10 protein-coding genes and 1 rRNA gene are annotated in these 13,037 nt (G+C 41.0%); 1 reads left to right on the top strand and 10 read right to left on the bottom strand.

Annotation, left to right across the window (positions count from 1 at the left end; all coding sequences use genetic code 11):
• From NFS18_RS07015 to NFS18_RS07005, 3 genes are read right to left on the bottom strand one after another with little or no spacing between them, the layout of a single operon-like run.
• Complete coding sequence (locus NFS18_RS07015; RefSeq protein ID WP_251389370.1) at positions 1–1,110, bottom strand: ABC transporter permease; 1,110 nt, start codon at positions 1,108–1,110, stop codon at positions 1–3.
• Positions 1,061–2,617: an ABC transporter ATP-binding protein gene (locus tag NFS18_RS07010; RefSeq protein WP_251389368.1), complete on the bottom strand. Its 1,557-nt coding sequence runs from the start codon at positions 2,615–2,617 to the stop codon at positions 1,061–1,063. The genes NFS18_RS07015 and NFS18_RS07010 overlap by 50 nt, the downstream gene beginning before the upstream one ends.
• Before the next feature lie 36 nt (positions 2,618–2,653).
• A complete protein-coding gene (locus tag NFS18_RS07005; protein ID WP_251389366.1) occupies positions 2,654–3,694 on the bottom strand; it encodes a BMP family protein in 1,041 nt (346 codons plus the stop codon).
• Positions 3,695–4,100: 406 nt separating this feature from the next.
• Between NFS18_RS07005 and NFS18_RS07000 the strand changes: the two genes are divergently transcribed.
• Positions 4,101–4,391, top strand: a complete 291-nt coding sequence (locus NFS18_RS07000) for a DUF1905 domain-containing protein (RefSeq protein ID WP_251389364.1) — start codon at positions 4,101–4,103, stop codon at positions 4,389–4,391.
• A gap of 85 nt (positions 4,392–4,476) precedes the next feature.
• On the opposite strand, the gene NFS18_RS06995 is transcribed toward NFS18_RS07000, so the two are convergent.
• The 7 genes from NFS18_RS06995 to NFS18_RS06965 all read right to left on the bottom strand — a co-directional run.
• The gene (locus tag NFS18_RS06995) at positions 4,477–5,775 is read right to left on the bottom strand and encodes an L-cysteine desulfidase family protein (RefSeq protein ID WP_251389362.1); all 1,299 of its coding nucleotides are present in this window, start codon (positions 5,773–5,775) and stop codon (positions 4,477–4,479) included.
• A gap of 24 nt (positions 5,776–5,799) precedes the next feature.
• Positions 5,800–7,077: an L-cysteine desulfidase family protein gene (locus tag NFS18_RS06990; protein ID WP_251389360.1), complete on the bottom strand. Its 1,278-nt coding sequence runs from the start codon at positions 7,075–7,077 to the stop codon at positions 5,800–5,802.
• Between the two features lie 125 nt (positions 7,078–7,202).
• Entirely contained in the window at positions 7,203–7,454 is a 252-nt protein-coding gene (locus NFS18_RS06985) for a glutaredoxin (RefSeq protein ID WP_251389358.1), read from the bottom strand.
• Positions 7,455–7,564: 110 nt separating this feature from the next.
• A complete protein-coding gene (locus tag NFS18_RS06980) occupies positions 7,565–8,794 on the bottom strand; it encodes a dicarboxylate/amino acid:cation symporter (protein WP_251389356.1) in 1,230 nt (409 codons plus the stop codon).
• Positions 8,795–8,851: 57 nt separating this feature from the next.
• Positions 8,852–10,024, bottom strand: a complete 1,173-nt coding sequence (locus NFS18_RS06975) for a MalY/PatB family protein (protein ID WP_251389354.1) — start codon at positions 10,022–10,024, stop codon at positions 8,852–8,854.
• A gap of 323 nt (positions 10,025–10,347) precedes the next feature.
• Positions 10,348–12,408, bottom strand: coding sequence for a sigma-54 interaction domain-containing protein (locus NFS18_RS06970; RefSeq protein WP_251389352.1), 2,061 nt, complete (start codon positions 12,406–12,408; stop codon positions 10,348–10,350).
• A 492-nt stretch (positions 12,409–12,900) separates the two neighbouring features.
• Positions 12,901–13,037, bottom strand: a 23S ribosomal RNA gene (locus NFS18_RS06965); the annotation flags it as partial.

Genomic DNA, 13,037 nt, shown 5'->3' with positions numbered 1-13,037 from the left:
TCAAGCCACCTCCTCATTTTCTGACTTCAGCTTCTTTAACCGGTTTATCTCAATTTTCCTGCGGAAAAAGAAAGACATAAGAACAAACAACATAACAAATCCCTGCATCAACTCAATTACACTTGGCGGGGCTCCAGAAGCATGTCCTAAAGCCGTACCGCCTACTTGTAAAAAGCCAAACAACAATGCCGCAAAAAGGATTCCGATAGGATGTGAGTTTGCAAGAATCGCAATTCCTACTCCAAAAGAGCCAATCTCTGCATCAAAATCCGGCAACATCATATGCTGCATACCATTCACTTCGATCCACCCTGCAAATCCGGCAATTGCACCTGAAATTGCAAAGGAAATCATAAACTGCCTTTCTGGTTTAATCCCTGCCATACCGGCAGCTTCCTTATTAAGACCTGTCATACGGATCCGGTATCCTAATGATGTTTTATATAGAACAAACCATACAAGTACTGCGACCAATATTGAAAATACAATGCCCCAAGATACAGCCGTTCCCGGAATCAACTGTGGTAACCATACGGACTTGTCTAAATAGTCTGTTTTAATATAGTTATGATTTGATTCTTGTAATACAGTACGCATTAAAAACAAATTCAAGTAGGTAAAAACATAGGTAGACATCATACTTACCAAAAATTCATTGGCTCCAAATTTTGCTTTAAAAAAACCAATCATAAAACCAACAAATGCACCTCCCGCAACACTTCCCAATGCTGCCAGTATAATGACAACCAATCCCGGAGCATGTCCCTGCATTTTCAGAGAAATCGCTGCCGCAGTAATACAGCCCACATAAAATTGACCCTGTATTCCAATATTAAAAAGTTTTGCTTTATATGTAAATGCAAAGGCAAGGCCGGTAAGAATAAGCGGAGCAGTTTTTACAAGTATGTTTCCCATTGAGTAACTACTTGAAAATATCTCTGTAATCATGATCTTCATTGCGTCTATTGAACTGATTCCAAACATCGGAAGGAAAGAAAAACTTAATACCAGTCCCACTGCAATTGCTAAAACAGTCCAAATAATGAAATCATAAACATCTCTATTCTTTTTCAGTGTCCTCACCTCCTGTTTTAGCTGAATCAATCTCATATCCCGCCATCAGCAGTCCAATTTCATCAGTTGTTAGTTCTCCATTTTTGTATATTCCCATCATCTTTCCCTTATAGATCACTGCTATGCGGTCTGACAATGCAAATATCTCTGATAATTCTGTAGAAACAAGCAAAATACTTTTTCCCTTTTGCTTTTCATTTAAAATAGTCTTATGTACATAATTAATTGCACCTATATCCAGACCTCTTGTCGGCTGATCAATTATAATGAGATTTTCACCCATATCAACCTCTCTGGCAACGACTACTTTTTGCTGATTTCCTCCAGACAAACTCCCTATTGTTATAGCGTGATCCGGCGCCTTGATTTTATATTGTTTTATTGCATCTTTTGTATAATCATCTAATTTTTTTCGGTCTATCACCCCTTTGTGAACCCATTTATCTAAATAACTAGCTTTCAGCAACATATTCTCCGACAAAGACATATCGCCGATCATACTATATCTGTGGCGGTCTGATGCCAGATATCCGATCCCTCTTGCAATATGGCTGCGCACATCAAGGGTCGTAATTTCCTCGTCATCCAGTATCACTTTTCCTTTTGTAGGTTTCAAATATCCATAAATTGCTTCACAAAGCTCTTGCTGCCCGTTCCCTGACACACCAGCCACACCGAAAATCTCACCTTCATGAATTGCAAAGTTAATATTGGATAATAGAGGAACTTCATTCTTATATTCTACGCTCAGGTTTTCCACGATCAGACGTTCTTTCTTCGGTCGTTGATCGCTGGTATGGTGTGATCTCACCTCTTCCAGATCACATCCTACCATAATTCTTGCCAACTCTCTTTCATCTGTATCTGCTTTTTCGAGGCAGCCTGATACACGTCCATTCCGCATAACTATAATGCGGTCTGATACCTCCATAACTTCTTTCATTTTATGAGTAATAAATACAACTGAATTTCCTTTTTCTGCATAATCCCTCACAAATTTCATAAGAGTTACCGATTCCTGAGGTGTCAGGACTGCCGTTGGCTCATCCATTATCAAAATTTTTGCATTTAAGTACAGTGCCTTAAGAATCTCTACTTTTTGTTGCGCACCTACAGGAAGATCCCGAATATAGTCTGTTGCAGATACATTAAAATCATATCTGTCAGCAAGTTCCTGTATTTCTTTTTCTTTTGTTCCGTAGTCTATGATTCCCTTACAAGTACCCAGAATAATATTTTCTGTCACAGTGTGCGGCGGTACAAGGGAGAAATGCTGTTGAATCATAGATATCCCCAAATTCACTGCATCTTTAGAGGAATCGATTTTTGTCGGCTTCCCTTCAATCAAGATTTCCCCACTTGTAGCATGATACAATCCATATAGAATTTTCATTATCGTACTTTTACCGGCACCGTTTTCACCCAAAAGAGCTACAACCTCTCCTTTATTTATAGTGAAAGAAACATCATCATTTGCAAGAACTTTGGCAAAACGTTTCGTAATGTGTCTTAACTCTACAGCCGGTACGCTGTTTACACTCATATTTGCCCTCCTTATGCTGCAAAGTGAGTCTTTCATTTACTTTGCTTTTTCTGAAAAGAATTCTTCGCACTTAATTGTTCCGTCTGCTATCTCTTTACTTGCTGCCTCCACTGCTGCTTTACATTCGTCGGATACCTGATCTGTCATCTCTATACTGATAACCCCTTCCGAAATCCCGGCTTCTGTATATCCTCTGACACCTTCTATTAATAACGCATTCACAGCCCATGGATATAACTTTGTTAAATCTGCATATGCTGATGCAATTACGCAATCAGCTTCACCATTTTTATTTCCTGCAAATGCAACAAACTTTGCCCCTTTATCCTGACTTGACTGAACCGCACCTGACTGACCTTCATTAGAATAACAGTGCACCACATCTGCTCCATTATCAATCATCTGGTCCGTAGTTGATTTAGTCAGTGCAATATCTGTCCAACTATTAATGTAAGCCCTGGCAGCCTCCGCCCCTTCAATACCTCTCTCTTTTGCAGTCTTAACAGCAGCCGCGTCATAACAGTCAAGACATTTATTCATAGATGCGCTGTCTGCACCGCCCATAGTAGCAAATTTGCCGTTCTCCGTAGCATAACCTGCAATAATTCCGGCAAGGTAACTCGCTTCGTATTCCTTAGGATAAACCGGGCACATATTTTCCGATTCGGAAATTACCCCGTTAATTGCCGTATAAATAGTATCCGGATAATTTGGGGCAATATTTGCAATTGACTGGTCAAACTGACTTCCCGCCGAAATAACCAGATCATATCCTTTTTCACCATATTCTGTAAATGTTGCATCAAAATCTTCCACCGCACAAGATTCGATAACGTCAACTTTCACACCATACTCTTCCTCAACAGCTTTTGCTCCCGCATAATTGGATGCATTCCAGCTCTGATCGTCAATACTTCCGGGAAGGACCAATGCAATCTTCGCATTTTCAATTCCATCACCGCTCTTGTCCCCTGTGTCTGCTGCTTCCTTTGTCTCATTTCCTGAATTTCCGCAGCCCATAAGCATGATAGCAGCCATAAATCCACACATTAATCCAGACAGCACTTTTTTCTTCATAGTTGCACCTCCTATAATTTAGTATTATTTATTATTTATGTTGAATTATACTAATTAAAGTGTCGAAAAAGTGTCGATAATCAGCAAATGGCACAAAAAAACATCGCGATATTTCTAAAATAAAATAAATTTTAACAAAAAGGATACAATTATGTTTAAAATATAGTATAATGTGAATCATAAAAATAATGCGCAGTTTACGCGCATTTCGACTGTGATCAGTAACAAGTGTGAATAACAGTTCAGCCTTCGGCTTCCTGTTACAGGCATCAAGCCATGCAAAACCACTTCGTGGTGGCTTGATGCTTCTCTACCTATACGTTATTTCACAGACTTTGCAGCCAGTGCAAAGTCCTGATCTGAACTGTTACAAGTGTAATCATTTGAAAAAGGAGATACATTGACAGTGAACAGAAAAACTTATGAATTTCGAGCAGTGATAGAGGCTGTCCCAGATAAAGGAGGCGCATATATTCGTTTTCCGTATGATATAAGGAAAGAGTTTGGGAAAGGCAGAGTGAAAGTAAATGTAACCTTTGACGGTGAACCATATTCTGGAAGTATAGTGAATATGGGAGTGAAAAATGCAGACGGTTCTGTCTGCTATATCATTGGAGTACGCAAAGATATCCGCAGTAAAATAGGAAAGCAAGCCGGAGATACCATTTTAGTTACAGTATCGGAAGTACTGGAATAGTTTATAAGGAATCCTATTTTTGTGGTTAATGCAATTTTAACAATGTATAAATTTTGCATCGAACAGAAATAGGATTCCTTATATTTTATTCTTCATCCATCATAATCTTTACAATTTCTTTATCGGTCTGTCTCATCCCGTCTCTGCCGAGACGTCCGATATTTCTGATGGTCGCTTCCACACCGGTATTAACAATACCGTCTCCGCCCTTGAATTCCTGATTGTTCTTATACATATGGTACCCCAGAATTCCAGCCTCTACACTGGATGCAATCTTCGCTGCACAAGAAGGCTTGGCACCATCACAGATAATTCCTGAAACAATCGCCAGCGCATTGACAAGTGTATGTGCTATCTCATTATATCCACCGCCTTGCAGGTATGCGATCCCGCAGCCTGCCGCACATCCTGCGCTGACAGCCCCGCAGTATGCTGAAAGCCTTCCGATTCCTGTCTTTTCATGGACGGCGATAAGATTGGAGACAACCAGTGCACGATACAGCTTTTCTTTGGAAACGAACAGTTCTTTAGCATATTCTATTACCGGAACTGAAACCGTAATGCCCTGATTTCCGCTTCCTGAATTAATAACAACCGGCATTTCACAGCCGCTCATTCTTGCATCAGACCCTGCTGCCGCCTTGGCAATGGCGCGGTTTCTCACATCATGCCCGTAAAATTTTAGAAAAGTTGAACCAATATTTGCGCCGTAATCCCCGATCAGACCCTCTTCTGCAATGAGTGTATTATACTGAATCTGTGTATCCAAAACCGCTTTCACATCTTCAATCTCACAAGTATCCGCAAATTCAATAATATCTTTTATATTTAACAGTGTCTTATCTGCCAGTCCGATTTCTGCATTTGCTTTATCTTCGGAGTTCTCTGGTACATCTGCATCATACAATATTTCACCGTTTTTTTCTACACAGACAATATTCGTATGATACTGGCAAATGCGTACTTTCGCAGACTCGTTCCCACAATATAACTGAATGATAATATCAAAAATCATACCGTTATCGACCGCCTTCACCCTGACAGGCACTTTCTCCAGAAATGTTTTCATTTCTTCTTTCTGTTCTGGAGTCACCTGAGAGATCACCTCCAGAAGCATATCTGCCCTGCCGCCTACAATACCAGCCACTGCTGCCGCCTCGATTCCCTTTAGTCCTCCTGTATTCGGCACAATAACACTTTTTACATTCTTGATAATATTATCGCTGACACCGATCTCCACACAGTCAGGAATACTTCCAAGAACCTCTCTTCCTTTTGCAGCTGCATATGCAATCGCGATCGGTTCCGTACATCCCATAGCCGGCACAAGCTCTTCCCTCAAGATCTGCAAATATGTCTGATATCTTTTATTTGTCTGATTCATCTTTTCATACCCCTTCTTCTCTCTTTATTTTTTTCCTTCCAGAATTTCTACAATTGTTTTTTCCGTACCTGCCATACCGGGTGAAGCAATCAATCCCATATTTTTCATCGTCTCTTCCGGTGTTTTTCCGTTGATTCCGTGAACATTATATATATACACATCTCTGACTGCCATATCCACTGCCGCATAAGCTGCATCCACCGCTACAATACCTTTCATCGTGCATCCCTGGTTTCCGCCGTCACAGATCATTCCTGTAATACTGCTTGCCATGTTGTTGATTACTTTTTCCAGTACTTCCAAATCTCCTCCCCGCAGAAATGCCAGTCCACATGCCATTCCTGTTCCGGCAGCAATCGCACATCCACAGAACGCAGATAACTTCCCCGAATATTCCTTGATATACATACAGACCAAATAACTTAATGCCGTTGCCCGCAGCAGATTTTCCTCTGTGTACCCCTTCACCTTATATGCTGCATAAAGAGGCATGGTTGCAATAATACCATGAGCTCCCGATCCTGTAATACTCATAGCCGGTTTGGAAAGTCCAAGCACTCTTGCCTCAATAGCACCATTGCAGAAAAGAGACGCTGTCTTCCTCTCATCTTCGGAAACCAGGTTTCCGCCGTTTGCATCCAACAGGTAAGGACCATATGTCGTTTTATCACTGGAAAGCCCCTCCATCAGAAGCTCCTCATTCATCGAAAAGGCTTCTTTTATAAAGTCTAACTCTGCCGCTGGTACACTTAATGCATATTCATATATTTGTGCAAAAGTATAACGGTGGATCAGACAGTCTCCATCTGTCTCCCGTTGTTCTTTTTCCTGCTTCTTTTCATATACTGTCTGACTGTTTTCTATAATTTCAACAATATTTGTATGAGCATCACGAATAGTTACCGCAGCAGTCTGTGAATTCTTTCCGAACACAATTGCCTTTATGTAAATACGGCTGGTGATTTCACTCATCTCAACAGTGATTTTTCCCGCCTCCACCATGCCCCGCGCCGCTTCCTTCTGTTCTTCTGTAATTCCATCCAGACATTCCAGACCTTTTTCAGCATCTGCCCCAACAGCCCCCAGAGCTGCCGCATAGTAGTTTCCTACCTCACTGACTCCGGGGATCCCACAAGTAAATGCATTTTTAAATATCCCACTATTCAGACGGAGAATCACCTTTTCAACAGGTCCTTTTATATGACTTCCTGCCGTTGCAACAGCAAAAGCAATTGCCCCCGGCTCTGTGACTCCCAGCGCCGGCTTCATATCCTCTTTTATCAAATTGGTCAGTATATTCACCTTTTATGCCCTCCGAAATCATACTATACTTTTCCATATACCAAATGTTTCCGCCTGCATCGGCGTTATTATCAAAGAACAGAACACCTCTGATATAGACAACCGCCGCAAAAAATATTAACTTTCTATTTCAATATTTCATTGATATCCAGCGTCACCGTGCCATCCTCCAAAACGAAGCATGGCACTCCAAGACGCTCGTTTCCGCGAATCTCAGCATAAACCTCGCTGTTATCTCTCAGCAAAAGATATGACATAAGATCTGCGTGACAGGACAAAATATCTTTAAAACTAACTTCAATTCCTGCTGCTGACAGCTTATTCAGTGCATACAATGTATCCGGGCAAAGATGACTTCCAATTACTGTAATTTTCATAATTATTTTCTCACTTTCTTTATTCTTATTCTATCATATTTTTTGTTCTCTATATTATTTATTTTTTTTAATTTCTTTCATTTCACAAAGAACTGCTTAAGACAATACTCTTACCGCTTCGCAGCAAGCCAGTTCTTTCCTTCTACCAGACGGGTTACAACCATCGAAGCAATCGTATCACCGGAAGAATTCAGGCAGGTAGCCATCGGGTCTGCAAGGAAACCCAATGTTGCAATCAGTGGAAATGCTTCTCCTGGAAATCCAAACAGGCTGACAATCAACATTTCTCCTACAAGACCGCCTCCCGGAGCGCCGGACAAAACGAAAGCGCTCATAACTGCTACTACAATGGACATTGCATATGTACCCACACCTGTATAAGGCATCTGGAATACACCAAACAAAAATGCAATCTTTGTAATACTGGAAAGCACGGAACCATCCATGTGCATGGTAGCTCCCATCGGAAGTACAATATTACTAATGTCACTTGGTACACCGATTTTGCCGCATGCCTCCACATTTGTAGGAAGCGTTGCTACAGAACTCTGCGTTGCAAAAGCCGTTACTGCAGGATTGAGAATATTTTTCACCATTCTCTTTACGCCCTCTTTCCCCCCAGCAAAATAGGCATACAGCGGGAAGAATACAACCCCGTATACAATACACAGAGGATAGTAGATCAACATAGCCCGTCCGTAATCTCCGATAAGCTGAGGTCCAAATTCTCCTACAAGATTTGCAAAATATGCACCGAGTCCGATTGGAGCCAGTTTCATGATCATAGAAACAATCTTCATTATAACCGCATTCATATTGGTAAGCAGACGTCCTACCGAGCTGTCTTCTCCTCCGCAGGCAGATACCGCAACACCTGCCATAATCGAGAATACAATCAACGGGAGCATATTCTGGCGGCTAAGAAGTCCGTCAAAATCATCTACTGTAAGAGTATTTACAATCATTGAGCTGACACTTGCAGCTTCTTCCATTTCTGCACTCTGCATCGTAATTGAAGTATTTGCAGCCGGAGGCCAGATATTTACGACTACTAAAACCAGAATGGCCGCAATAAATCCCGTTACGATAAATACAAGAACCATGCTTCCCAGAATTTTCCCCAAACGCTTCATATTCAGCATACTTCCGACTGCACTTGTAATGGAAACAAATACCATAGGTACTACAATGGTAAACATCAGGTTAATAAAAATATCTCCCAATGGCGCCAAAACTGTTGCTTTCTCTCCAAAAATCAAGCCGATTGCCGAGCCAGCCAAAATGCCTGCCAATAGAAGCAACGGAAATTTATAGCTTTCCCAAATTTTTTTCTTATCCATTGTTTCTCCTCCAATATATCTCTTTTCCTTTTTGTATATTTTACTCTTAACGTTTCTTTAGTTCAAAGCATTCACCGCATCTTCTAACTGTTTTAATGCCTTTTCAAGAACAGAACGCGGGCAAGCTGCATTCAATCTCATAAATCCACATAAACTGCGTCCGAAAGTATATCCCTCATTCAGTCCGATCTTGGCGTCTTGAATCATAAAACGGCGAAGCTCCTCATTATCCATTCCCAACTTGCGGCAGTCCAGCCATACCAGATATGTAGCATCCGGCAGGTTTGGCTTAATCTTAGGAATATTTTTCTCACAATATTCTTTAATAAAGTCAAAGTTACCGGAAACATATTCCAAAAGCTGTTCCAGCCACTCCTCGCCCTCTCTGTAAGCAGCTTCCATAGCTACAGAACTGAATGCGTTGTTTCTATGAACATCCATATTGCCCCAGAACTTATCAAACGCTTTTTTCATCTCCATATTCGGGAAAATGGTTGTAGACGCCTGTAATCCCGCCAAGTTAAATGTCTTTGTCACAGACACACAAGTAATTATCCTTTCTGCTATTTCCTTCGACAAAGTTGCTGTCGGTGTGTGTGTCTTTCCATGAAATATCAAATCGGAATGAATCTCATCGGAAACCAGCAGCACATCATTTGCAATACAAATTTCTGCCATCCTTCTTAACTCTTCCGGTTTCCATACAATTCCCAACGGATTATGAGGATTACACAGAAGGAATATCTTACATTCTTTTACCTTTTCCTCAAAATCTTCAAAATCAATTTCCCAGTTTCCGTCCTTTTCCACAAGCTGGTTTTCTACAACAACCCGGTCCCATGCCTCAGTAATATCATAAAATTCTGAATATACCGGAGTCTGGATCATAATCTTGTCTCCGGTTTTACTGAAAATCTTGATCAAAGATGACATTGCCGGTACAACACCAAGGCTCCAGCTCATAAGCGCCGTATCTGTATCCCAATTATTTCTTTTCTTCTCCCATTCCTGTACTGCCTCAAAATAACTATCTGGTCTGGATGTATAACCCCAAATCCCCTCCTGCGCTTTTTCTACACATGCATCAATGATTGGCTGTGCTGTACGGAAATCCATATCCGCCACCCACAGAGGTATTACATCTTGCGTACCGAACTTTTTCACACACTCATCATATTTGGATGAACGGTTACTGCTGCGGTCAATTACCTCGTCAAAATTGTACTTCATATATAAGTACCTTCCTTTCTCTTCTTTTTACCGTTTCTTGCGGCTTTTACTTATATATAGTGCAATTATCGTGCCAACTTCCGCATAAACAGGAATTTATTTCTAATTTTTTACACAAAAATGATTTTAATACGTTTTTTGCACTAAAAATCGTGTTAAATATTTTATTGCTACTAATCAATTTTAATTTGTATTATGCATTCTATCTCTATTCTCTTAAGAAAATTCATTTTATTGGTCACTATCTGGTTATTATCTGCGTTTTAATGATCTTATTGGTCATTTTTGGTTTCTTACACAAAAAAGTACAGCAACTTTCCCTTTCAGCTGCTGTACTGCTTCAGACCTCTCGGTGTCAATCTGTTCCCGCCTCTTCCGCGTCCTCTTATAATAAGACCGTCTTCTGTCATTTTTGAAAGAAGGTCTCTTATCTTTTTTTGCGATACATGAAATCCTTTTTGCTTTGCTGCCTGCAAAAGAGCCTCCCTGCCAATGCTGCCGCCATTCTGTTCTGCAAGAAATATCTGTTCCATAATGAACTCTTGCAGAGAGCCCTGCTTCGTATGCGTTAAAATCACCAAATCATCTGTGAAGGTATGCCGGGAAAGCTTTTTTGTCATTGTAGGCGGTAAATCCTGTACCTCTATCACCGGCTTGCCTATATAATTAAAATATTCTGCTGCATTATGCAATTCCCGGATATTTCCCGGCCATGAATATGCCAGCAAGAATCTTTTCGTTTCTTCCGCAAGCTCAAAATTCCCGCCGATCTCATTTCTAAAATGATCTAAAAGCATAAAAATATCTTCATCCCGTTCTCTAAGCGGAGGCAACACCACAGTCAAGGCATTCAAACGGTAATATAGATCCCTCCGAAAGCTGCCCGTTTCTACCTTCTCTTCCAAAAACTCATTGGTAGCTGCCACAACCCGTACATCTACCTTTACAATATTGCTCCCTCCTACGCGCATAACCTCTCGCTCCTGTAACACACGCAAAAGCTTCACCTGCATGGAAGCGCTCATTCCCTCCACTTCATCCAGAAACAAGGTTCCCTGATGAGCAAATTCAAAAAGTCCCGGCTTACCTCCTTTTCTTGCTCCGGTAAATGCCCCGTCCGCATAACCAAACAACTCACTTTCCAGAAGGTTTTCCGGCATTGCCGCCACATTAATAGCTATAAACGGACCTTCTGCCCGTGCAGATGCCCGATGAACAGAATGTGCCATCAGTTCCTTTCCCGTACCTGTTTCACCGACAATTAAGATCGGACTCTCTGTTGCCGCCATGCGCTTCAACATTTCCTTCGTCCGACAGATAACAGGTGAATCTCCGATTACATCATCAAAGCTGTACTTAGCATAATGCCCTTTTTTGAGAAGCTGGCTGCGCAGCTCATTCTGTCTCTGCTCCTGTTCATTAAAATACTGTAATGTCGCAAAGGCACCAATACATTCTCCCTTCCTAAGAACCGGTATCACTGCGATAGAAATATTATTGCTATACAGCTTCGTAATTTTTTCTGGTATTTCTATTTTTTCCTTTAACGCTTTATAAAATGAAATATAAGGAAATACATCTTCCCCACGTTTTCCTATCACAAGCTTTTCCGACACCCTGGCAATCTGGCATGCCTTTTTATTACACGCAAAGATTTCTCCTGATTCATTAACTCCCACAAGACCTTCATTGAGTATTTCCATCAAAATGTGAAACTGACTTTCCTGTCTTCGGGCTATACTAAACATTTTATCAAAACTATAATGCTTAGATACGACTGATTTTTCATAATCCAAAAACGACTCTGTTTCCAGCAGATGTTCCAGACCTAGCCGCAAAGCAATTTCAATCATCATACTATAGGAGCAAGGTCTCTGTCCGATGTCAATTACTGGCTTATCTGTCTGTGGTACATACCGCCCTTCTGCCGGAGTCACAATGATATCAACATCCTCTGTCAGCGGCATCCCCTGACGATAAGGAATAAAATGCAGGTGATTAACTCCCAGTGCATTTAACTGCGCAATCGCTTCCCTTGCCATAACCTCAGTAAGATTTACAAACAACACGTTTTTATCCTTCGGAAGCTTCCAGAGCTTTTCCAGTGTTTCCAAATGAAAGGTCACTTCTACAGACATAACCTCACTGTCTATCGGCACATGTCTGGCTACCTCCTCCGCTGAACCATAAGCATCCGTGGATATTACAAAAAGATCTGCACATGGAAGTTTTCCTGTAGCCGAACCATCCCTCACACTGTATCCCCTGACTTCTGCATACTCTCCAAACAGATTCTCTATCTCTTGTTTATAAGAGGCACCCGCCATGGGGTCAAGCGCCACCACCGCAATTGATTTTCTTTTTTCGTTCTGTATCTGTATCATTTTAATTCCTCATTATAGTTTTTCATTGTTATACTCGCATGATAACATTTTGTCTGTTCTTTTTCAATCACAACAGCTCTCTCTTTATTTGCAACTGTATCAATATATTTAAAATAACAATATTACTCAACAGAACCTCAACAAGATCAACCACATTGTATGTGAGATATTTCATAGACTTGCACAGACAAGCGTATTTTTAAAGTACCCTGAATTTTCTTACTTTTCTTTAATGTAAAAAAACAGTACCCTTTCGGATACTGTTCTTCTCTCATCCCACTATTTATATATACCTTCAAAACTGCATACAAAGAATTACATCACTAGTTCCTATCACCGTGCTTTGCGCTTTAATGAAGTTCGATTTACTAAACTCGACAGAACCTCGCTATCTTCTTGAACATTAGCAGTTCAAGAAGCATAAGCTCCATCGAACAAGCATCGTACTAAACTAAGCCTACGCTTTGCTTGTCTTCACTAAGTGCCCTTGCTTTGGTTATGCCCTCGACCTATTAGTAACAGTCAGCTCCATGCATTACTGCACTTCCACCCCTGCCCTATCTACCTCGTCGTCTTCAAGGGGTCTTACTAACTTGACGTTATGGGATATCTCATCTTGAGGGGGGCTT

The sequence above is a fragment of the Mediterraneibacter agrestimuris genome (assembly GCF_943193195.1).
GTDB lineage: Bacteria > Bacillota > Clostridia > Lachnospirales > Lachnospiraceae > Schaedlerella > Schaedlerella agrestimuris.
This window is presented reverse-complemented; position numbering and strand designations above follow the sequence as displayed.

What these genes read in the sequence shown, in the direction of transcription:
- NFS18_RS07015 (WP_251389370.1), bottom strand. Translation starts at nt 1,110, where the DNA reads ATGAGATTGATTCAGCTAAAACAGGAGGTGAGGACACTGAAAAAGAAT.
- NFS18_RS07010 (WP_251389368.1), bottom strand. Translation starts at nt 2,617, where the DNA reads ATGAGTGTAAACAGCGTACCGGCTGTAGAGTTAAGACACATTACGAAA.
- NFS18_RS07005 (WP_251389366.1), bottom strand. Translation starts at nt 3,694, where the DNA reads ATGAAGAAAAAAGTGCTGTCTGGATTAATGTGTGGATTTATGGCTGCT.
- NFS18_RS06995 (WP_251389362.1), bottom strand. Translation starts at nt 5,775, where the DNA reads ATGAATCAGACAAATAAAAGATATCAGACATATTTGCAGATCTTGAGG.
- NFS18_RS06985 (WP_251389358.1), bottom strand. Translation starts at nt 7,454, where the DNA reads ATGAAAATTACAGTAATTGGAAGTCATCTTTGCCCGGATACATTGTAT.
- NFS18_RS06980 (WP_251389356.1), bottom strand. Translation starts at nt 8,794, where the DNA reads ATGGATAAGAAAAAAATTTGGGAAAGCTATAAATTTCCGTTGCTTCTA.
- NFS18_RS06975 (WP_251389354.1), bottom strand. Translation starts at nt 10,024, where the DNA reads ATGAAGTACAATTTTGACGAGGTAATTGACCGCAGCAGTAACCGTTCA.
- NFS18_RS06970 (WP_251389352.1), bottom strand. Translation starts at nt 12,408, where the DNA reads ATGATACAGATACAGAACGAAAAAAGAAAATCAATTGCGGTGGTGGCG.